Raw genomic sequence first — 23,166 nt, forward strand, 5'->3', positions numbered from 1 at the left:
GACGCAATACTACGACTACCTAAGCAAGCATTAGCATGTCTCCGGATTTAGGGGGTCTAACCGAGAATCGCTTATAGCTCCTAAAAGTAGGCGAACGAGCCACTGTAGGCGTTAAAAACGTCGATGGACCGTAAAGTAACTCTGATTAGTGTCCATAGGCGTTAGTAACGCTTATGGCTCCAGAAAGTAGGCGAACGAGCCGCTGTAGGCGTTAAAAACGCCTATGGACCGTAAAGTAACTCTGATTAGCGTCCATAGGCGTTAGAATCGCTTATAGCTCCAAAAAGTAGGCGAACGAGCCGCTGTAGGCGTTAAAAACGCCGATGGACCGTTAAGTAACTCTGATTAGTGTCCATAGGCGTTAGTAACGCTTATGGCTCTAAAAAGTAGGCGAACGAGCCGCTGTAGGCGTTAAAAACGTCGATGGACCGTAAAGTAACTCTGATTAGTGTCCATAGGCGTTAGTAACGCTTATGGCTCCAGAAAGTAGGCGAACGAGCATCTGTAGGCGTTAAAAACGCCGATGGACCTTAAAGTAACTCTGATTAGCGTCCATAGGCGTTAGTAACGCCTATGTCTCCTAGAAGTAGGCGAACGGGCCGCTGTAGGCGTTAAAAATGCCGATGGACCGAAAAGTAACTCTGATTAGTGCCCATAGGCGTTAGTAACGCTTATGGCTCCAAAAAATAGGCGAACGAGCAACTGCCGGTGGGATCGACTTACAGGTTCACAGATGCGCACATCGCGAGGAATAAGCCGACGAGACCGGTTTATGAGCTTTCAGATACGCATATCGAGAGGATTAAGTCGATGAGACCGACTTACAGGCTAACAGTACCGACAAGCGAGGGTAATAAGTCGGCGTGGCCGACCTATTGGCTAGTAGTAGCGCACATTGCGAGGAATAAGCCGGCGAGAGCGACTTACAGGCTCACAGATGCGAAATGCGAGGATAATAAGTCGGCGAGGCCGACCTATTGGCTAATAGTAATGCATATCGCGTGGAATAAGTCGGCGAGACCGACTTACAGGCTCACAGATGCGAAATTTGAGTGTAATAAGTCGGCTAGACCGACTTACCAGGCGTAAAGATGGTTACTTTCGAGCCCCATACTTTAACGTGTCTATAAGCAACCTTTGGGCGATGAGATGCCACTTCGTATGACTGAGAAAGAGCTGCCCGGAGTCGAACATTCGACTTCGGGCAGCTCTTTTCGTTGATGTGTATTGGCTTGGCGTACGATGGTCAATCAGGCTTCGGGCACCAGCTGGTTGAGTTCCATACGGACAATCGTATCCTTGTTGAAAGTAAAGGTGTACAGAATCCCTCCCGATACGAAACGCACGTTAGTCCTGCCAGTCGGCAACGTCTCCTTGACAGAAACGACCTTGGCATCAACAAGCCGTTTGTAAGCAGGGTCCATGACAGCTTTATTCCAAGTTGACAATTTGGTTACTGTAAACAGCTCCGGATTGTCCTCATCGGCCGTCAGTACGAACGACATGCCCATGGAAGCATAAGTCAGTGTCTGCGTCGCAGGCAAATCCGGCAAAAGATCGTCAATCTCAGGATCGGATGCGCCGGAAGCAGAGCTTGCTGCTGAATTGCCAGTTCCGGCTGTGCTGCCGCCGATTGCCCCTGTGTTACTCCCGGCAGTTGAACCGCCGCTTGATGCCGCATTACCGCTCCCGGCAGTTGAACCGCTACTCGATGCCGCATTACCGCTCCCGGCAGTTGAACCATTGCTCGATGCCGCATTACCGTTCCCGGCAGTCGAACCGCTGCTCGAGTCCGTGGTATTGCTGCCCGACAACGTGCTTACATTTCCGCTGGTGCCAGAGGGGGCGTCGCTTGCGTCAGCAGGATCGGCACCCGGGCCAACGCCGTTGCTCACGCTTGCAGCCTCGCCGCCTTCTCCTGCGGAGTTCCCGCCGTTGCCACTTGAATTCGCATCGGCACTGCCGCCTGTCGTTGCATCTTCAGCGCCTTCCCCAGTCGAAGCTTCTTCGGCGGAAGCTTCTCCCAAATCGGTAGAGTCATCCCCAAGAGGAAGCTCCGAAGGAAGAGGCGTCTCCGAAGCAGGAGGAGGATCGGCTGCGCCGAGCGTCTCCTGGAGTTTCGCCAGCGTTATGCCGTGGAAGCCATCTGCCCAAGGGCTGCCGGCGCGGAAGAAGCCTTTGTACAGGACGGCTCCGTCCGCATCGTACAAACTGCCTATGCCTTGATAGACACCTTCGGCGAATTGTCCTCCATATCGAAGTATGCCTGCATCGTCATAAGCTTCGCCGGTGCCGCTCTTTGCGCCTCCGAGGAATGTGCCGACATACAGCGGTTTGCCCGATTCGCTGTACAGCGTGCCAGCCCCATGGTAAGACCCTAGCAGGAACTCGCCTTCGTACTTGACGAAGCCGGAAGAATATAATTCTTTGCCCGTCCCGGAAGCCTTGCCGCCGGCGAAGCTGCCTTCGTAGCTGATATTGCCAGCAGCATCGTACTGCTTGCCTGCTCCTTCATAGACGCCGGCGACGAAATCTCCTTCATAGACAGGCTTGCCTTCAGAATTCGAGAGCTTGCCCTCGCCTTCGTACATCCCTTGCAAGTAGCTGCCGGCATATAGAATGCTGCCGTCTGCGTTGTAAGCGACCCCGGCTCCCTCGAACTTGCCGGAGAGGAAGGAGCCTTCGTAGCTCGGAGAACCATCAGCGTTGTAGAGTGTTCCCGTGCCGCTGTATACGTCATTAAGGAATTGACCGCGGTACAGGAGCAATCCATCCTCGGTGTACAGCTCTCCGTCTCCCGTCATCATTCCCTTGTCGAAAGCGCCTCTGTAGCGCAGGACGCCGCTCGGATAATAAAGCTTGCCTTCGCCGGAATATAGTCCGTCGACCAGAGCGCCCTCATAAAGCAGATTTCCGTCTCCGTCCCGCACGGCCGCCGTTCCGTTGAAGCCGCTCCCTGCAAGCGCCGTTGCCTCCAATTGAGGGGTCTTGCCCATCCACTTGTTTAGGAAGGCGGGCGGATTGATAAAGCCGAAGTATACAATGACGAGAGAGATGATCACAATCAAAGCGATCATCTTCTTGGCGATGTAATAACTCCCAAGCCGCAAGTAATTGTCCAGCGAGCGAAGCGGCCCGAACAAGGCAGTGACAAGAAATCTGCGAAGCATGGCGAACAGCCGCTTGGGAAGCGTCTTGGCTCGTTTGATGGGACGAATGATGATCCGTTGAATAGGTTTGAATATGGGCTTGAGTATCGCTTCTATCATGTCAAGGCACCTGTATCGTCATTTGGCCCGGATTCGTTATCGAAATAACGCCGCCCCAATTGCACATGCACTTGGATGAGTTGTTTAATGCGGGCATGTTGCCAATCAGCACGGTCGGAGAGCCGGGCGCCCATGGAGCGGCGGTTACTGGTATGCATGGCATAGGAGTCAACGCGCCCAGTGCGGCTGCCGTGGCAGAAGCAACGGTTGGGTTGGCAAGAGATTGGCACATGCCGAAAGGCAATATGTTGACCATTGGTTTGTTATCCATAATATTGGCTGCGGGCATAACATTAAGAACTCCGTTGGCTGGCAGCGTGACAAAGCTGCTTGGCGCTACTCCGAAGCTGCATTGAAGCATGGCGCCGCCGCATACTAATTGACCCATGACGATCCTTTCCGTGAGCAGGAGGACCTTGAGGTCTTCCTCTCTCTGTTTTCAATATTCGATGTCGAGTAGGAAAGCAGGCTTTTTGAACAATCTCTATTAATAATAGTACTATAAGCCTCTTTCTTTCATCAACATAAACCTGCACAATCGGCTCTCATTCGTCACAAAAATGAAAGGAAAGGGATGTCAATCTATCAAACATATAGTACTATAGAAATAGAAAATTCAAGCAATCGGAAAGCGATGGTGTTCATGCGAAAGTCCCCGGTCATTATTTTGCTGCTCCTGATCGCAATTGGTCTCTCCTGGCTCGTATACGCGAATCGGTCACAAATGGCAAATCTGCCGTTCGAAGGAGAACGTTCGCTTTCGTATCTATCCAAAACTTCGATAGGTCAGGGCGGTCTTGTTCACGTCATCGCGGATTCCCGCAAAGAGCTAATCCAGCTGGACGGAGAACGTGTCATTCTTCAAGATGTGAAGCTTGGAGATGAGGACGGCAAAAGCCACGGCTTCACGGAGGTTGAATCGGCGGCAGACGGGAGCATGATTGCCCTCGACACGGTGCTGGACGAATACGGACTGTACGTGCACGAAGAAAGACTCATGCGTTATGAGCCGGGTTCCAAGGAGGGTACGATACTCTATACCTACGATGGCGCGGTCGGCAATAAACGTCTCGGCAAGATCAAAGGCGTTCAGACGCAAGGCGATCATGTTTACTTCTATATCGACGAAGCCGAAGCCGGAATCGGGTTAATGCGCCTTCCGTTGACGGGCGGAGCACCCGAAGAGATATACAGGTTCACGCTGCCTGGCGAACGTTATTTGTCGGAGGTCGCAGGTACCCAGCAAGGCGAGATTTATTACTCCACGAGGAGAGGCGCCATCTACCATGTGACGGCAGGAGGCGAAAGCTCCAAAATTTATCCGTTGCCGGAGACGGAGCGGACAAGCCGCAACTTCCCGGAATCTCTACAGCTGCATGACGGGCGCTTGTACTTTATCGACAGGCTTGTAAATGCAGTCTCAAGCATCAGCTTGTCGAAACCGGGCGAAATTCGTACGGAGCTGTCCGAAGAAGAGCTTGCGGTGCGTTCAGGCGGAGCCGAATTTCTGGAAATCATGGATGTTGAGGTCGATGACCAAGGCGGCTTGCAGCTGGCGATGGACGATCGCATCGTCTATATTGCCGCAAACAAACAAGACTCGAGCGTCATAACGTCGCTGGCACACGGCAAGTCGGAGATTCGCCAAACATGGATCTTTTGGACTGCAGCAGCTTTGCTCGCTCTGGCAGTCGTGGCACTGCTCCGAATGGTCTATATTCATTGGCTTAATCGCCGGGTATCGTTATTTTTCAAGCAAGTATTCGCCATTGTTCCGATTTTGGTCGTTTCGATGTTCATGCTCTCCAACTTTATCTATGACAGCTTCTCGACTCGAATGGAGGATGAGATGCAGCGCCAGCTGTCGCTATTGGCACGCAACGGGCAAACCCTCATTGACGGCGACCAGCTAAGCCGCCTCGCTTCTCCGAGCGATTACGGCAATGCCGATTATGTGGCGCTCCGCGACAAGATGGGTTTCCTGTATGAGAACGAAGACCCATCCATTCGTCAAGGCTTGTACAGCACGTTGTACAAATACGAGAACGGCCAATTTTTTGTCATCATGGACGATGACGACGGCGTGAACATGTTCAAGCCGTTTGCGGTGACAGAGACAAACAAGCCTGTCGTCGAGAGCGGTGCCATCGTCTCCGAACGCTGGGAGGACGCAACGGGCAAGTTTATGTATGCCATAGGTCCCGTCTACGACTCGTCGGGCAATATCGTCGGCGTCTATGAGACGGGCAGCGACCTGAACGTGCTCTATCAATCCAACACTACCATCTACCAGAGCATTCTGCGCAACATCGGCTTAAGCAGTCTCGTTCTTATCGCGATGGTGCTTGGCGTTACATATTGGCTGCTTCGTTCTCTCCGCAAGCTTCGCAAGAGCGTGATGGAGATGGCGAGCGGCAACTGGGACGTTCATGTGAATATCCGTTCGCAAGACGAAGTTGGCGATCTCGGCGAGCAATTCAACCGGATGGCCCAGCATATTCGAACTTATATTAAGGACATTACGACCTTCAGTGAGGCTTCGCATCGATTCGTTCCTCAGCAGATCTTTAAATATTTGGGCAAGAAGGGGATTACGGAGGTCCACCTCGGCGATCAGGTACAAGGCAACATGTCGGTGATGGTAGCCAATATACGCTCCTTCAATCAGTTGTCCAAGCAGTTGTCTCCGAAGCAGAACTTCGACTTCATGAATGGTTTCCTCAAGCGCTTCAGCCCGTTCGTTCGACAGGAGGAAGGACTAATCAGCAAATATCTCGGAGCCGGCTTTATGGCACTGTTCCCTGGAAGGTCGGAGGATGCGATTCGCGCAGCGATTGCGATCCGACGGGAGCTTGCGGCGTACAATGATAGCCTGATCGCATCCGGTTACCGTCCTGTCGATATGGGGATAGCCATCCATAAGGGACCGCTGATGCTCGGCATTGTCGGCGAGGAGCAGCGTATGGAGGGCAATGTCATCTCCGATGACGTTAACGTGACGACGGCGCTGGAGCGGTTGTCCGATACGATGGGCTCATCCTTGCTAGTGACAAAGACGTTCTTCGATCAGCTGCGCGCACCGGAACGTATCCGTTGCCGTTATCTGGGGCGAATCGGCATGGAAGGCAAGGACGAATCCGTGGAGCTGTTCGATGTTTACGAAGGCGACTCCGACAAGGAGCGTCAGCTTAAGGATCGGACCAAAACGACATTCGAAAAGGGCATTCGCCTCTGCCAAGAGGGACGTTTCTATGACGCGCGCGAGACGTTCGTCGAGGTCATTAAGTTGAACCGGTTCGACAAGGCGGCCAAACTTTATTTCTACCTGTGCGACGAATATTACCAGAAGGGCTCGTCCGAAGGCTGGAACGGTACGTTAGCCGTATAAACCACTGAGAATATGATAGAGACTTATGGGGGCGGGAATCATGCTGGTTCAATCTAGTCGGATTGAAAGGGTTGGCGACAAGCAGACGGCGGATGATATCAGTTCATTCCTGCTGTCTGACAGTTCGTTCGACGACACCAATTATACGCCGGGCGAACTAAAACATTTTCGCGAGCTTCCTTATCGGGCGTTGCTAGGAGACAGCATTTTCTGGTACGCCCGCAGCGAGGATGGAAGCATAGCAGGCATTAATTGCATGGCGCCGAATGAACAGGGAACTGGCGGATATAACTGGGATTATCTCGTCGTACACAGGGATTATCGTAGAAGCGGACTGGCCGCGAGCTTTATCGAAGAAATGTTTCGTTACCTGCGTGAACAGAACGCCCGATATCTATTGGCCTATACCTGTGATTTGCCGCAATATGATGCGATCAAGCTGATGTTCGCAAAGCTGAATTTTAATCTGATCGGACGTTGCCCCGATTATTATTACGAGGGCGAGGATCGCCTCGTCTATCATATCAAGATAGATTAGAGACAGTAGGAGTAGTGGAATATGAACGGAATATTGCGAGCCGTCGGCGCCCGTCCGGAGGATCAGCGCAAGCTGCTTCTGATGGCGCCTGTTTTTTTTATTTGCGGCATCGCGGAGATGCTGAACTACAATAGTTTCATGACGCTTTTTAACCAGCGATTCGGCAGTGAGTTTTTGCCGTACGTGTACGCAGCGGAAGCCTTCATATTGCCTCTCGAAGCCTGGCTGCTCTCCTGGCTGGCATCCAGACTACCGAAGCCGAAGCTGATGCGGGTCATGTATGCCATGATGGTTGGCATCGTTGGCGTAAATGCCGCAATCTTGATCACGTTAGAGGGGCTCGGCATGGATGCCCGCTGGTTCTATCCGGTGCTCTTTATCGCGTCGAGCTTCGTCGTGCGCCAGCAAACGCTGCTTCTTTGGAGTCTGGCGATCGATCTCTGTTCGACGCAGCAAGCGAAGCGGCTTATGCCGGTTTTCGTAGGCTCCGCTACGCTTGGCGGTGCGACGGCCGGCTTGCTGGCGCAGCTTATTAGTCTCGCATTTGGGCCCGTAGTTATCTATACGGTCGGGGGTCTGTTGCTGCTGCTTGTTTGGAGAAGATACCGTAAAGTGATCTCGGACTTCCTTGTGCCGATATCGCTCCGGATGGAAGCCGCCTCGGTTGAAGAAGAGACGATCGGAGCAGGTGCGGTATTCAAGCACGCACTCCGGTCGCCGTTCTTGCTAATGGTTATCTTATTGATGACGATGATGCCGGCTTTGTATTTCCTAATGGAATATGAGTTCCTGAGCATTGCCCGAATGTCCTATGTCAATGAACAAGCATTTAGCCAGTTTTTTGGCATGATTACGATGATTTTGTTCGTTCTTGCTTTCTTGCTTCAGCTTGTCTCTGGCAGGTTGATGGAGAAGCTTGGCGCGAGTCAAATGTTGACAATAATCGCGGGAGTGTACGTGCTCTCGTTCGCCGGAGCTGTAATCTTTGGAGGCGGAGCAGCGGCGATGCCCGTTATTTCTTTAGGCTACATGCTGCTTTATTTGCTGCTCTACTATTCGGCGGAGCCGTCTTATCAGCTGTTTTTCAAGACGCTTCCGCTGGCGCAGCGCGACAGCTATCGATTCGCCGCACAAGGAATAGCAGCCTCTGCCGGCATCCTGCTGGGCGCTGGCATGCAATTCCTTCATGCTGGTTTAGGTCTTTCGTGGCAGCTGCTGTCCGTGATCGGTCTGGCAGGTTCGGCGCTGCTGCTTGTGTTAGCTTGGTATGGACGAAAACTGTACATGCGCGAGCTTGTCCGGAGCGTTAGCTCCATGAGCGCCGCCGATATCGCGGATTCTTTTGACGAGATCAGCATGAACCCTGCGGCAATGGAGGAAGCAAGGCGGCTCTTGGATCATCCGTCGGATACGGCTCGCGAGATCGGCATTCAACTCATCGGCAGGCTGCATGACCCCAAGGATCTGCCGCTGCTGTTAGGACTGCTGGAGGATGGGAACGACCGGATTCGCATTGCGGCAATCAGGGCGATGTCGCTCGCAGGTGCCGATCTGCCGGCCATGGCGCAAATCGCCAAGCTGCTGGAGGATCCGGACGACGCTCTTAGGACGGAGGGGGTACGCGCGATTGCCCGCATGAAGCAACTGAAAGAGCAAGCGTTTTTCTTTCTGCGGCAAAAGCTGCTGGATCGCCATCCTTCCGTCGTGGCGGAGGCCGTCAAAGCAATGTATTCGCTTGGCAAGGAACAGAGTTACGAAGCTTGCCGAGAGGTTATCGACCGCATACTGGAAGAGGGCGGCGAAGCTTCCGTATATATGTGCGGCGCGATCGCGGACTTGGAGCTTACCGCATTTATACCCGCGATCATCAAGTTGACGGAGGATCCGCATCCCGCTGCCAGAGTGTCCGCTATTCGCGCGTTAGGAAAGCTTCGCAGCGAGGATCTTATCCCGCTGCTCTTGCCCAAGCTGTCGCGGATGGATGAAGAGATGTTGTCCGCATCCACCAAAGCATTCGTCGACATTGGCCAGCCTTCGGTGAAGCCTCTGCTGGCAAGCTTGCCGGATGCGCCTGCCAAACACTGGAGCTCGGCCGTAATGGCCTTGTCGGAGCTGCTAGGCGAAGAAGACATGCGCGGCGGATTGACGCAAGAGGCGTTAGGCCGGCTCTCGGAGCTTGGCAAAGCGGCGGACTATGGTGCCGCGCTGAGAGTATGCGGCAAGGAAAAACTGGCCAGTCTCGCGGATATGCGTTGGCATGAGGTGCGGTTGCTCGTGTTCAAAGGAATTTGGGCCATGCTCGCCAAGCTGACGGATGAACGCGCCGTTGAAGTTATCCGTACAGGCGTCACACATGCCGAGGAGGAGTACCGCAGCAATGCGCTGGAGGTGCTGTCGGAAGGCTTCGGCGATCGAAGAATTTCGCAAGCAATGATCATCTCATTGGAGCTGGAAACGATGTCCCGGCCCAAAATGGAGCGGGATGAGGCGATGACATTGCTAGAAGCGGCATTGCACGAATCTGACGATTGGTGGAGGGAAATGGCGAACGAGGCGCTGGCCGAACGGAAAGGGGATATGGCTGTGACAAACGAAGGTCAAATAATGAACCGCTTGAACAAAGTCGTATTCCTCAAGCAGGTTCCTTATTTCTCCGACCTGTCGCTCGAGGAATTGGGACTTATCGCGGGCGTAGCCGAAGAGGAGACGATCTCCGACGAAGACATCCTGCTTAAGAGGGGGGAACCCCAGTCGGCTATGTATGTCATCGTCGAAGGCAATATCGAATTAACAAGCGTGTCCGCGGCGGGCTGGGAAGGCACCATCGGTGTGCTTGGACCGGGTGACGTGTGCGGCGTTACGTCGGCGCTTGACGGATCGCCCTCCACCGTGACGGCGCAGTCGCTGCTGGGCGATGCTCGCGTCCTTAAGCTCTCCGGCGACGATGTCTCGCGTCTGGTACGTTTGTATCCCGAGATCGGCATCGGTTTGCTGCGAGCTTCGTTCGCCCGGATCAGGCTACTGGAAGAGATGATGATGCGGATTGATTCGTAATCATAAATGAATCAAATTAACTATTTACAAAATACAATATTTATGATATAATAAAATATTTAATATTGATTAATACCTCCTCGTTTACTATGATAAGAATCCATAGGGACTATCATAATTGTATGAGGAGGTTTTTTATATGCATATGCCGCATGAAATACGTGTTCTCGAATTGACCGCGATCATTATGGGAGAAACCAATCGCATTTATCCGTCGCTTCTTGTGCTTGAAGATGGTTTGACGCTTGTCGATTGCGGTTACCCCGGGCAATTGCCGCTTATTTTGCAGGCTATCGAGAAAGAGGGGTTCTCCATAGCCGATCTAAAACGAATCGTACTTACTCATCATGACATCGATCATATTGGAAGTTTACCTGACGTATTGGCGCTGTGTGCCGGGGAAATCGAGGTTTGCGCGCATCGGCTGGAACGCCCGCATATTGAAGGCGAGCTTCCGTTAGCCAAGGTGACTCCGGAATCGCTTGCCCGATTGGATCTGCTGCCAGAGCCGCATCGTTCAGCCTTAAAACGGGTATTGGAGCATCCCCCTAGCGCTCCAGTCGGACGTCTCGTCGGGAACAATGATATTCTCGATTCCAAGGGCAATGTCGAAATTATCGAGACGGCGGGACATACGATGGGTCATATCAGCTTGTACCATCGTCCCAGCCGCACGTTAATAGCAGGAGACTCGCTGATTATAGCAAATGGCATGTTGAATGGGCCTATCCCCGAGCAATCAATAGATTCGCAGCTTGCTCTGCGTTCGCTTGAGCTTTTGCTGACATACGATATCGAACGGGTCGTCTGTTATCACGGAGGAATATACAGTGATACCGCCGAAGCGATTCGCGATCGCATCTCATTTATCGCTTCCCAAAGAGATGATCGTGCAACAAGGAAAGAATCTGACAAATGAAGGTTGCAACCCGACGTATCCTTGCATATAATATAGATTAATGTTTGGAAATGTTGGATATGAAGCTGCTTTGATGGAGAAGAGTACGCAGTGCCTCCGCACAGGGAGAGGACGCCATGGATTGAGAGCGTCCTTATGGAACAGGCTGCCGAAGTTCGCTCCGGAGCATGCGCTTGAACGGCCGGATATTGTTCCGCGTCAGTAGGGCTGCACGGTTCCCGCCGTTAACGGGACTAGAGCAATCACGAACAGCGGTTTTGTATGCAACGTGGTTGGAATTAGGGTGGTACCACGGTTCTTCCGTCCCTTCGGGGAGGAGGGACCTTTTTTTGTTGGAAAGGAACAGAGTTTCACACCGCTTGATGCAGTCGAGTGCTTTTGGAGTCACAATGCTGGCTGGCCTGTTCGCTCTTGGAGTAACGATGTTAGGCTAACGGACATCAGGAACCTTATTTCCATGAAAACGATGTGTTTTCAAACGTAAGGGACATAGGAAGCGCTATTAGGTGCGACAGGTGGCTGAAAGGCTCTCCGGAGGACGAATAAGGTTTCTTGTGTCCGTTAGATTCTCGAAAGCCGCTGTATGGGCGAAATAACGTCGCTGGTGTCCGTTAGGTTAGCGAAAACGGAGAAGCAAACAAACGACGACGCTCGCTGCGGAGTCCGGTCCATAATTCCAGTGTAGCTTTGGGACGCAGCGGCAAGCAGTTGATGTTGCCCGCCAAGACGGGCGAAGGCAGAGGGTTACAAACTTTTGGAGGCGATGAAGGATGAAGGCAAGGCTGGAGGAGCTGCGCGCCGAGGCGCTCGGCGAGCTGCAGGCCGTGGCGTCGCAAGGCGCCCTGAACGATCTGCGGGTTAAATATTTGGGCAAAAAAGGCGCTTTGACGGAAATATTGCGCGGCATGGGCGCGCTTAGCGCGGAAGAACGTCCCGTCATCGGCGGCGTGGCCAATGAGGTGCGCGGCGCGATCGAAGCCGTCATCGAAGAGAAGCAGATTGCATTCCAACGCGAGGAGACGGAGGGACGCCTGCGCGAGGAAACAATCGATGTGACGCTGCCGGGCCGGAAGCTGCCGACGGGCTCCGTACATCCGCTGAACAAAGTGGCGCAGGAGATCGAGGACGTGTTTATCGGTCTCGGCTATACGATCGCGGAAGGTCCTGAAGTGGAGACAGACTACTACAACTTCGAGGCGCTAAATCTGCCGAAAAATCACCCCGCGCGGGATATGCAGGATTCGTTTTATGTGACGGACGAGATCCTGATGCGTACGCACACTTCGCCGGTTCAGGTGCGCACCATGAAGGCGAGCGCCGGCATGACGCCGGTAAAAGTCATCTGCCCGGGCAAGGTATACCGCCGCGATGATGACGATGCTACGCATTCGTTCCAGTTCAATCAAATCGAAGGTCTTGTTATTGGCAAAGGCATTCGGATGAGCGATCTCAAAGGAACGCTGCTGCAATTCGTTCAGCAAATGTTCGGTTCGCAAGCGCAGATTCGCCTCCGCCCAAGCTTCTTCCCGTTCACGGAGCCAAGCGCCGAGGTAGACGTGACTTGCGTGCAATGCGCCGGAGACGGCTGCCGGATGTGCAAGCAGACGGGCTGGCTCGAAATACTGGGCTGCGGCATGGTTCATCCGCGCGTACTGGAGATGGGCGGTTACGATCCCGAGGAAGTGACCGGTTTCGCCTTCGGTATGGGCGTGGAGCGGATTGCGCTGCTGAAATACGGCATCGACGACATTCGCCATTTCTACAGCAACGATCTGCGGTTCTTGGGCCAATTCGCCCGCATGTGACGAGAGAAGGGACGGTATCTAAATGAAAGTATCCTATCAATGGTTAAATGAATATATCGATCTTTCCGGCCTAAGCGCCGAAGAGCTTGCTGAACGCATGACGCGCGGCGGCATTGAGATCGACGGCGTGGAATCCCGCAACAAAGGCGTCACGGGTGTCGTTGTCGGCCATGTCGTGTCCAAGGAGAAACACCCCGACGCCGATAAGCTTAACGTGTGCAAGGTGGACGTGGGCACGGGCGAGGAACTGCAGATTGTATGCGGCGCCAAAAACGTTGACGCGGGACAGCTTGTGCCCGTTGCCGTAATCGGCGCGGTGTTGCCGGGCGACTTCAAAATCAAACGCGCGAAGCTGCGCGGCGTAGAATCGCAAGGCATGATCTGCTCCGCGAAGGAGCTGGGTCTGAATGACAAGCTGCTGCCGAAGGAGCAGCAGGAAGGCATTCTGGTGCTGCCGGAATCGACTCGCATCGGCGCGTCAATCGCAAGCGTGCTTGGCATCGACGACGAGGTGCTGGAGCTCGATCTGACGCCGAACCGCTCCGACTGCCTCAGCATGCTGGGCGTTGCTTACGAGGTCGGCGCATTGACCGGACGGGAGGTAAAGCTTCCGGACAACGCCGTGCATGATGCCGCCGCGAAGACGGAAGGGCTCGTATCGGTAGCTGTCGAAGCCGAGGAGCAATGTCCGCACTATACCGCGAGATACATTCAAGGCGTAACGATCGGGTCGTCGCCGTCCTGGCTGCAGAACCGTCTGATGGCTGCCGGCATTCGTCCTATCAACAATGTCGTGGACGTAACGAACTTCGTCATGCTGGAATACGGCCAGCCGCTTCATGCTTTCGACGCCGACAAAGTGCCGGGGGGCCGAATCGTAGTGCGGATGGCTCGCGAAGGCGAGACGCTGGTCACGCTTGACGATCAAGAGCGCCGTCTGGAGCCGCATATGCTGGTCATTACCGACGGCAATGAGCCGATCGCGCTTGCGGGCGTTATGGGCGGCGCAAGCACGGAGGTTACGGCGGGCACGACGAATATTTTGCTGGAATCGGCCAGATTCGACGGGGGCATTGTTCGCAAGACGTCGCGCCAGCTCGGTCTTCGCTCGGAATCCAGCATCCGCTTCGAGAAGGAAGTGGATCCGGCCAGCGTCATTCCGGCATTGGATCGCGCCGCATCGCTGATCGCGCAGCTGGCTTCCGGTCTCGTAACGGACGGCATCGTGCAAGCTGCTGCCAAGGCGCCGGAGAAAGCTGTAGTCGAAGTAACTCTCGCGCGGATCAACGGTTATCTGGGCACGGAGCTGTCGAGCCTCGAAGTCCGCTCCATCTTGGGCCGCCTGCGGTTCGACTATGATTTCGGCGCGGACGACGCGTTCCGGATTCAGGTGCCAACACGCCGCGGCGATATTACGAGAGCGGTCGACATCATTGAGGAAGTCGCCCGTCTGCACGGCTACGATAATATCCCGACTACGCCGATTCACGGCGACGTGATTCCGGGCTCGTTGACGAAGCCGCAGGCCATTCGGCGCGAACTGCGCAAACGTCTGGCGGATTCCGGTCTAAACGAGGTCACCAGCTATTCGTTCACGAGCCCGGCCCGCACGGAGATGTTCCCGGCATTGTCGGAAGGGGCGCGTCCGGTGCGTCTGTCGATGCCGATGAGCGAAGAGCGCAGCGTGCTGCGTACATCGCTGTTGGCACAGTTGGTAGAGACAGCCGTCTACAACCGCAATCGCAAGAACGAATCCGCCGCGTTGTTCGAGATCGGCAGCGTGTTCCATACGGACGAGGAGACGTTGACCCGTCTGCCTCGCGAAAAACATCGGTTCGCCGCGCTTCTGACAGGCAATCGGGTCCAAAGCAGCTGGAACGGCAAAGCGGAGGCTTACGACTTCTATGATGCCAAAGGCATTGTGGAGACCATTGCTTCCGTGCTTGGCATCGCCGGCAAGCTGACTTACGCGCCGGCACAGCCGGAGCACTTCCATCCAGGCCGTACGGCCGCGATTGTGCTGGATACGGAATCCGGACCTTCGATAATCGGCTACGTCGGGCAGCTTCATCCGGCAGGCCAGCTGGAGTGGGAGCTCGCGGATACGTACGTTGTAGAGCTTGAGCTTGAGCCCGTCTACGAATATGCGGACTTCGACATCGTCTATCGCACGCTGCCGCGTTATCCGGCGATGGAACGCGACATTGCTGTCGTTGTAAACGCGGACGTCGCTGCAGGCGATCTGACAGCCGCCGCGACACGCACGGCAGGCGCTTTGCTGGAGTCCATCTCCGTGTTCGACGTCTTTACGGGCGAGCGTCTGGGCGCCGGCAAAAAGAGCGTTGCCTTGTCGCTTGTATACCGTCATGCGGAGCGCACGCTCACGGACGAAGAGGTAACTGCGCTGCATGCAGAGGTCGTCGGACACCTCGCACAATCTTTTGGCGCAGAATTGCGGAAGTAGGCAGGAAACCACCTCAGCCGCATCGAATTAGTTCAAGCATGAACTTCGATGCGGCTTTCTTGCGCGCATCTGCGACATGGAGACGATAGGAGGATACGACACAGTGGATGCAGACCAAACCGTTGTAACCGTTGATATATATGGTGTTCAGTACAAGCTTAAAGGCCATTCCAATGTAGAATATATGAAGAGGGTTGCAAGCTCGATTGACGACAGCATGAAGAAGCTGGCGAAGACGTATCCTCGTTTAGATATGCAAAAGCTTGCCGTGCTCTGCGCCATGCAGATTACGGAGGATGTATTTCGGCTGCGGAAAGACAATGCGCGGCTGCAGGAGGAAGAAGCCAGGCTTGGCGTTATCAGCAAGCAACTGGAAGCGGAGACGCGCAAAACCTCCGAGCTGGAAGCTGGACTATCCGAGCTGAAGCAGGCTTCGGAAGCGAAGCTGCGGCAGGCGCAGGAGAAGGCGGAACAAGAGCTGGCGGAGCTGCTTGCGCTTGCGGACGAGCAAAAGCAGGCTGACGAGGCTGCCCACAGCGAAGCGTTGCGTTTGGCGGAGGAACGCTTGAAGCAGCTGCGGGAGGAGCATGAGGCCGAGCTGCAGCGTGTCAGCGACAGTCTGATTGCGGAGAGCAAAGCGGAGCTGCTGCAGCTTAAGAGTCGGCTGGAGACGGAGCTGGCCAAGCTGGAGGCGGACCGTGACGGAAAGATTGCCTCTTTGACATTGGAAAAGGAGCAAACGGTTGCAGGCTTGATGCAGGAGAAGGAGCAAGCGATCGTCGAACTGAAGACGGAGCAGGAGCAGCTGCTGGCTGCCTTTATGCAGGATCATGAGCAGCTTGTGGAGGAGCTCAAGAACGAGCAGGCACGAGCGATCGAACAGGTACAGAGGGACAAGGCTGCCATTGTCGCCAAGCTGGTGGGCGAGAAGGATGCCGTCATGCTGGAGCTGGCCGACATCTCTGCAGCCAAGGAACGCGCGGCTATCGAGCTGGCGCAGCAACGGGAGCAGGCGCTTGCCGAACTCTCCATGGAAAAGGACGAGGAGCGGGAAAAGCTTCTGGCGGAATGGCAGCGGAAATGGGAACTTCGTGAAGCCGAATGGACGTCGTCAGCCGATGCCGCCGTCGCAGAACATAATCGGCAAGCGGAGGAACGCGAGACGTTTTGGAGAGCGGAGCTGGAGAAGGTCGAGCAGGAACGGCGTTCGGAGCTGGAGCGCAGGCGAAGCGGCTGGCTGGAGGATCGCGATAAGCTGCTGACCCGGATTGCCGAGCTGGAACAACAAAGCCTTGCGGATAAGGAAGCCGCTGAACAGCGCATACAGGCTGCGGACGAAGGAATAATGGCCGCGATGGAGCAGGAGGAAATTCTGCGTTCATCCCTATCGCAGCTCCAGCAGGAGCGGGAAGAATGGATAGAGCAAATGGAGGTTGCCGAGGAGCGGCTGGCAGAGCTTGCGTCTGAGAAGGCAGCCAGCGCGTCCGGCTACGAGGAGCAGTTGTCTTCCTTGAAGCTGGATTACGAGAGCAAGCTGGCGGCATTGTCCCAAGAGCATGAGAGCAAACTTTCTATCGCACAGCAGAAAAGAGAAGCCGAGTTATTGGCGGAAAACCAAAGGAACGCGGAAATCGCGGGGCAGTTGGAGCGTAAATCCGCAGAAGAGCAAATGCTGTTGACGATGGTCGAGGAGCTCGAAGCGAATGCGGCGGAACTGGCGGAACAGCTGGAACGCAAGACTGCCAATGAGCAAGCGCTGGCGGAGCAGTTGGAACGCAAAACTGCCAATGAACAAGCGCTGGCGGAGCAGTTGGCTTCAAAATCCGCCGGGGAGCAAGCGGTCGCGTCCAAGCTGGAGCAAGCGGAGCTTGAAGCATTGGAACTGCTGGAGCAGATGACGCAGCTGGAATCCAAGGAGCAGTCGCTGACGGAGCAACTCCAGCAGTTGCAGTCGCGCGAGCGCTCGTTGACTGAACAGGTCGAACAGCTGACGGCGAGAGGGCATTCGTTAGCGGAGGAGATCGAGCGGTCGCGTTCGCAGGAGCAACTGCTAGCAGCGCAGATCGAGCAGTCGCGTTCGCAGGAGCAATTGTTGACGGCGCAGATCGAGGAACTGTCGGCGAACGAGCAGCTGCTGACGGAGCGTATCGAGCAATTGACGGCGAAGGAGCAATCGTTATCGGAGTCGATCCAGCAGTCGCGTTCGCAGGAGCAGTTCCTTGCGGAGCAAGTGGATGAGCTGACGATCAGGGAGCAGGCGCTAAGCGCGCGGATCGAGGAGATGTCGGCAAAAGAACAATCGCTCGTCGGGCAGTTGGCCGAGCTGACCGAGCAAGGGAACGCACTGTCCCTGCAGGTAAACGAGCTGGAAAACAGCGGACAATCGTTGAGCCAGCACAAAGCCGAGCTGGAAGCCGCCAGACATGCGCTGTCCGAGCAATTGCTGGAAGCCGGTTCGAAGGTCAAGGAGCAAGCCGAGCTTTTGGCGCAATTGGCGGAGAAGGAGCTTACCCTAACGGGCCAGCTCCGCGAAGCGGAAGCCAAAGCCGATGCGTTGTCCCAGCAGCTGTCGCAGAAATCGGCAGACGAGAGCGAGCTCGCCGCGAAGCTGGATCAAGCGGAGTTCGAAGCGCTGGAGCTGTCGGAGCAAGTGGCGCAGCTGGAGGCAGCCGAACGGGCGTTGTCCGGCCAGCTGAGCGAAACGGATTCGGAGAAAAACGAGCTGTCCGAGAAACTTGCCCAATTGACGGCGGGCGAACAATCTTTGCAGGAGCGGATCCTTGCTTTTATAGCGCTAGAAGAGTCCTTGTCGGAGCAGCTTCAGCAAGCTGCCGCCGGGGAGCAAGCGTTAAAAGAGCAGCTTGATCAGGTGACTGGAAAAGAACGATCGCTGACCGCTCGGCTTCAGGATGCGGAGACAAAAGCGGCTGAGCTGTCGCAGCAGCTTGCCCTTAAAGCCAAGGAAGAAACAGAGCGCACGGCCAGATTGGACCAAGCGGAATTCGAAGCGCTGGAGCTGTCGGAGCTCGTCACGCAACTGGAAACCAATGAGCAATCTTTGTCCGTTCAGCTTGCTCAATTGACTTCGCAGGAGCATACGCTGTCCGAGAGGCTGCAAGAGGCGGAGTCCAGATGGATCGAATTGTCGGAGCAGCTGGCGCGTCAGCAGAAGGAAGAACAGGTCTGGATGGATGAGCGGGATGCGCGCGAGCATGAGCTCAACGCCGAGCTGGCTGCCCGTTCCGCAAGCGAGCGGAAGCTGTCGGAGCAATTGTCCGCGCTGACTTCGCGGGAGCGGGAGCTTTCCGATCAATTGGCGGAGTTGAAGTCGAACGAGCAGGAGCAGCAACGGCAGCTGGCCGAACTTCAATCTCATGTTCGAGAGCTATCGGCGCAATTGGCTCAACGCGAGGAGCGCGAACAGGAATTGGTCGATCAATTGGCCCGGCGCGGCCTTGCCGAACGCGAGCTCTCCGAGCGGCTTGCCGCAAGCGGCGAACGAATGGCCGAACTTGAGCGTCAGCTTGCGGAGCAACAAGGCCGCAACGAGTCGGAAGCCATGGAGCTTGCCGCGGAGCTGGAAGAGCAATGGAAGGCGGCGTCGGCCGAATCCAAGCGGTTAAGCCGGCAATTGTCGGAGAACGAGACCGAGCTTGGACGATTGACAGCCGAAGCCGCGGATCGCGATCACAAAGAGCAGGAACTGATCGCTCAGTTGGAATTGCTGGCGGCTAGGGAGCGTATCGCTAGCGGTCAGCTGGAAGCGGCAATGGAGCGTTCCGAGCAAGCCGAGAAGCAGTTGGCCGAGCAAGAGCAGTCGATTCGCGAGCTTGAGGCGGAGCTGACTCGCCTGGACAAGGCAGGCAAGGATTATGCCGCGATGGAAGAAGAGCTGCGCGAGCGGATGGAGCTCGCCATGCGCGAAGCCGCCGCCTCCGTCGACGTGCAGGAGGATTGGCAGGATCGCCTGAACGAGCTTCAGCAGGAGCGCGATCAAGCGGCTCAAACCGCGGAAGCATTGCTGAACGAACATTCCGCTTTGCTCGACGATCACAACAAGCTCAGCCGTGAATACTCGAAGCTGCAGTCGGAATTCAACGAATGGATCGAGATGATCGAGCAAAGCTGACGGCAGCGTTCGAATCTATGAGGCGCAAAACATTTTGAGCATCCTCTTAAAGGACGACTATTCCAGCTCGGTGCAGGTTGCATCGGGAGGGAATAGGCGTCTTTTTGCGCCCACAACCAGCCACTAAGAAGGAGCATTGGGACAATGAGCCAATATGAAGCTGCAGAAATGTTACAAGCGGTTGCCAATCGATTGATTCCGAAAGACGAGTGGCCATCGGCGGCCGAAGCGGGAGTCCTTGCCTATCTGGAACGTTTCGCCGGGCAAGAACCCGTTGTCTGGACAGACGTCATCGAGCCGGGACTTCACGCGTTGAACGAGGAAGCATTAAAGCGGCACAAAGCCCCCTTTGTCAAGCTGACTGAGGATGAACAAGATGAGCTGCTGCGCGGCGCGGAGAGCGGTTCCTACCCGGGGTGGCCGGCTTCGGCCGAGCCGCGCTTATTGTTCTCCACCGTGCTGGAGCTGGTCGTCGACGGTTATTATGGAAGTCCGGAGGCGGGCGGAAATCTTGGAGGAAAGTCCTGGGAAATGATAGGATTCCGTTCCGGTACGGCTTCGGCGACGCGGACACCTCCCGATGAGCCCGAGTTCATCCTGACGCCGCTGGACCAGTTGAAAAACAGATACGACGCCGTAGTCGTCGGGGCGGGAGCGGGCGGTTCCGTGGCGGCGGCACTATTGGCCGAGGCCGGGCTTCAGGTGCTGGTCGTGGAGCGGGGAAGCTGGCTTCGTTACGAAGAGGTCGGCAGGGACCATTTGCGCAATCATCGGTTTAGCAAATACGGGCATAATACGGGACCGAATTCCGTCAGCTATCCGCGCACCTTTGCAACGACTAGCGGGGCAGAGCGCATAACGGTGCCGTACGAAGGGGATTACCACAACAACGCGATGACGCTCGGGGGAGGCACGCGCGTCTATGGCGCGCAGGCGTGGCGGTTCCATCCCGAGGACTTTCGAATGGCGAGCCGGTATGGCATACCGGAGGGGAGCTCGCTCAGCGACTGGCCGATTACTTACGAGGATCTAGAGCCTTACTATAATCGGGCAGAGTGGGAAGTAGGCGTCTCTGGCGACGGTAATGCTCATCCGGGACGAGGCAAGCGTACGCGCGATTATCCCATGCCCGCGCTGCCATTTACGACGGAGGCGAAAGCGCTCGCTCGGGGAGCGAACAAGCTGGGATGGGCAACCGGGTCGGTGCCGCTTCTGATTAACTCGGTTGAACGGGACGGCCGGCAACCATGCGGACGCTGCGGGGAATGCGTAGGCTTTGCCTGTCCGACCAACAGCAAAAATGGCGGGCATAATACGATGCTGGCAAGGGCGATGGCCACCGGCAACTGCGATCTCGTTTGTGACACGTTGGCGGAGCGCATCGATACGGAGGGAGGAAAACATGCGACGGGAGTTCGTCTTGCGCGTCTCGAGAATGGCATCATCCAGCGAAGACAGGTGCGAGCGGGCCAGGTTGTCGTTGCGGCAGGGGCTATCGAAAGCGCGCGTCTCCTGCTCAATTCCGGCAGCGATTCCGAGCCAGAAGGAATCGGCAATCGGAACGGGCAAGTGGGAAGACATTTGCAAGGTCATGTCTACTCCGGCGCATACGGCTTGTTCGACGAACCTTTGCAGGACGGATTAGGCCCGGGTGTCAGTATCGCAACTTTGCGATTCGACCATCATCCGGAGAATGGAATTATCGGAGGAGGGCTGCTGGCTAACGACTTCACCCGGCTGCCGCTTGTTCATTGGTATCGAGCCTTGTCTCCGAACGCGATCCGATGGGGAAGGGCAGGTAAAGAACATATGCGGGAAGGCTATTCTCGCACCAGCCAGATCCAGGGGCCGATTCAGGAGATTCCGAGCGCCGAATCCAGAGTACGTCTATCGCGGACGGTCAGAGATGCGTTTGGTCTTCCGGTAGCCGCGCTCTCAGGAGGCGTGCATCCCGAATCGTTGCGGGCAGCGGAAATGCTGGGCGCGCAAGCGGAGAAATGGCTGTGGGCATCGGGCGCGAGAGAGGTATGGAGAACCCGGCCGGGAGGCGGACTAAGCGGGGGGCAGCATCAAGCGGGCACGCTGCGGATGGGTAACGACCCTCTGACATCGGTCACCGATCCAACGGGACGCGTACACGGCTATGACAATCTGTGGGTGAGCGACGGCTCGCTGCATGTTACGAACGGGGGCGTTAACCCGGTGCTGACGATTATGGCGCTGGCCTTCCGTACGGCAGACCATATTATTAAAGAGGGATGATCCGGGGCGATTATGTTTGGAAACGGCCACCCTCTTCAGCCCGGGAACAACCCTGATCCTCGCGTTCCATATTCCCAAGCTGAATCGGTTATTATTCTACCGGCCGTTGGGAAGGGCAGACGCTTGCGATCACCCGTAGGAATGGATCGTTCCCGTTGGTCCTCCGAAGGAGAGGCTCGCAAGACGGACGATATCGGGCGTCACGATGGCTGGATCCTTGCCCGTGGCGTGCATCTCCGTGCGGAGCGTGCCGGGGTTGTAAAGGTTGACCAGAATGCCGTGCTCATGCTCCTCGTCGGCGATGGAGCGCGTCAATGACTCCAGTCCGGCCTTTGCGGCGCTGTAAGCGGCATAACCGCCTGCGCCATTTCTAGACAAGCTGGATGTTATATTAATGATGCGTCCGTACTTCTGCTTGCGCATGGCCGGCAAAACGGCTTTCGTGAGCAGGAACGGCGCCGTCAGATTCGTGTCGATCTGCTTCTGCCAATCGTCTGCGGACAACTCGGCAACGGAGCCCGACTCCAGGATAGCGGCATTGTTAAGCAACACGTCGATGCGATCGTAACGCTTAAGAGTTGTGCGAATAGCATCCGTGACTTGCGATTCTTCCGTGACATCCGTCTTTAACACGAGCGCCGTTTTACCCGTGCGGTCCTGCACGAGGGCGGCCGTCTCCTCCAGCTTATCGCGGCGGCGTCCCAACAGCACGACCTCCGCTCCTTCCGCAGCGAAGGCGATTGCCGTCGCGCGCCCCAATCCCGTTCCGGCCCCGCTGATCAAGGCAATTCGAGTATTCATAGCTCCCACAAGCATTCCTCCCGTTCACTGGTAATGTGTCCATCTTATCAAAGCGGCAAGCCCAATGGAAGGCAAGGGGCTATCAGACTTTTTGACCGTGAAGCCAAATATTCCTGATAAATCTTATGTATAAAATAATAGACCCGGAGCACTGCGGCAGGAATCGAAAGCTGCGCGCGGCTCCGGGTAAATGGTGTTTAGTGCTGTTAGGTAACGACCAGCTTCGCTTTCATCTTGGCATGTCCGCCGCCGCATGGCACGTTGCAAATGATATCGTAAGTACCTGGCTTGTCGAATTGAAGCGTAACGGATTCGTTGTTGCCAATCGTATGTTTGGTCTTCAAAATTTGCACGCCGTGAACGCCGCCAACGGACTTCAGTGTCAGAGCAACCGGCTCCCCAGCCTTGATCTGATACTCCTGCTGATCAAATTTCCAATCGGTTGCGGTCAAAACGACTTCGGAAGCCGGCTCTACGGCAGCTTCGACGGCAACCACATCCCCGCTATTTCCGCCGTTGCTTCCCCCGCTATTGGCT

The 23,166-nt window shown here is 55.6% G+C and carries 12 protein-coding genes and 1 other annotated feature; of the genes, 8 read left to right on the plus strand and 4 right to left on the minus strand.

All coding sequences use genetic code 11. The annotated features are described in order from the left end of the window. Positions 1-1,250: 1,250 nt before the first annotated feature. Together PAT3040_RS17925 and PAT3040_RS17930 are read right to left on the minus strand one after the other, a co-directional pair. Positions 1,251-3,269 (minus strand): hypothetical protein, encoded by a 2,019-nt coding sequence (locus PAT3040_RS17925; protein ID WP_108993812.1) that lies wholly within the window; start codon positions 3,267-3,269, stop codon positions 1,251-1,253. Between the two features lies 1 nt (position 3,270). Continuing rightward, entirely contained in the window at positions 3,271-3,657 is a 387-nt protein-coding gene (locus PAT3040_RS17930) for a DUF4280 domain-containing protein (RefSeq protein ID WP_108993813.1), read from the minus strand. Positions 3,658-3,912: 255 nt separating this feature from the next. On the opposite strand from PAT3040_RS17930, the gene PAT3040_RS17935 reads away from it, so the two are divergent. From PAT3040_RS17935 to PAT3040_RS17970, 8 genes are all read left to right on the plus strand, one after another. Beyond that, on the plus strand, positions 3,913-6,657 hold the full coding sequence (locus tag PAT3040_RS17935; protein WP_181376695.1) for a HAMP domain-containing protein: 2,745 nt from the start codon (positions 3,913-3,915) through the stop codon (positions 6,655-6,657). Between the two features lie 40 nt (positions 6,658-6,697). Next, positions 6,698-7,195 carry a GNAT family N-acetyltransferase gene (locus PAT3040_RS17940; RefSeq protein WP_179215403.1) on the plus strand — a complete coding sequence of 166 codons (498 nt, stop codon included), beginning with the start codon at positions 6,698-6,700 and terminating at the stop codon, positions 7,193-7,195. Positions 7,196-7,216: 21 nt separating this feature from the next. After that, positions 7,217-10,249, plus strand: a complete 3,033-nt coding sequence (locus PAT3040_RS17945) for a HEAT repeat domain-containing protein (protein ID WP_108993815.1) — start codon at positions 7,217-7,219, stop codon at positions 10,247-10,249. Positions 10,250-10,388: 139 nt separating this feature from the next. Next, on the plus strand, positions 10,389-11,168 hold the full coding sequence (locus tag PAT3040_RS17950) for an MBL fold metallo-hydrolase (protein WP_108993816.1): 780 nt from the start codon (positions 10,389-10,391) through the stop codon (positions 11,166-11,168). A 61-nt stretch (positions 11,169-11,229) separates the two neighbouring features. Further along, positions 11,230-11,479, plus strand: a binding site (T-box leader). Positions 11,480-11,938: 459 nt separating this feature from the next. Next, positions 11,939-12,973, plus strand: coding sequence for a phenylalanine--tRNA ligase subunit alpha (pheS, locus tag PAT3040_RS17955; protein WP_087566814.1), 1,035 nt, complete (start codon positions 11,939-11,941; stop codon positions 12,971-12,973). Positions 12,974-12,995: 22 nt separating this feature from the next. After that, positions 12,996-15,437 carry a phenylalanine--tRNA ligase subunit beta gene (gene pheT, locus PAT3040_RS17960; protein ID WP_108993817.1) on the plus strand — a complete coding sequence of 814 codons (2,442 nt, stop codon included), beginning with the start codon at positions 12,996-12,998 and terminating at the stop codon, positions 15,435-15,437. Positions 15,438-15,540: 103 nt separating this feature from the next. Beyond that, positions 15,541-19,566 carry a cell division protein ZapA gene (gene zapA, locus PAT3040_RS17965; protein WP_181376696.1) on the plus strand — a complete coding sequence of 1,342 codons (4,026 nt, stop codon included), beginning with the start codon at positions 15,541-15,543 and terminating at the stop codon, positions 19,564-19,566. A gap of 144 nt (positions 19,567-19,710) precedes the next feature. Beyond that, on the plus strand, positions 19,711-21,828 hold the full coding sequence (locus tag PAT3040_RS17970) for a GMC family oxidoreductase (RefSeq protein WP_108993819.1): 2,118 nt from the start codon (positions 19,711-19,713) through the stop codon (positions 21,826-21,828). 129 nt (positions 21,829-21,957) lie between these two features. Here PAT3040_RS17970 and PAT3040_RS17975 read toward each other — a convergent pair whose 3' ends face one another. Further along, entirely contained in the window at positions 21,958-22,629 is a 672-nt protein-coding gene (locus PAT3040_RS17975; protein WP_246608790.1) for an SDR family NAD(P)-dependent oxidoreductase, read from the minus strand. Positions 22,630-22,835: 206 nt separating this feature from the next. Next, the coding region (locus tag PAT3040_RS17980; protein WP_181376697.1) for a cupredoxin domain-containing protein at positions 22,836-23,166 on the minus strand (331 nt) is incomplete at its 5' end.

Origin of the sequence: Paenibacillus agaridevorans, assembly GCF_003112455.1 — a bacterium.
Lineage (GTDB): Bacteria > Bacillota > Bacilli > Paenibacillales > Paenibacillaceae > Pristimantibacillus > Pristimantibacillus agaridevorans.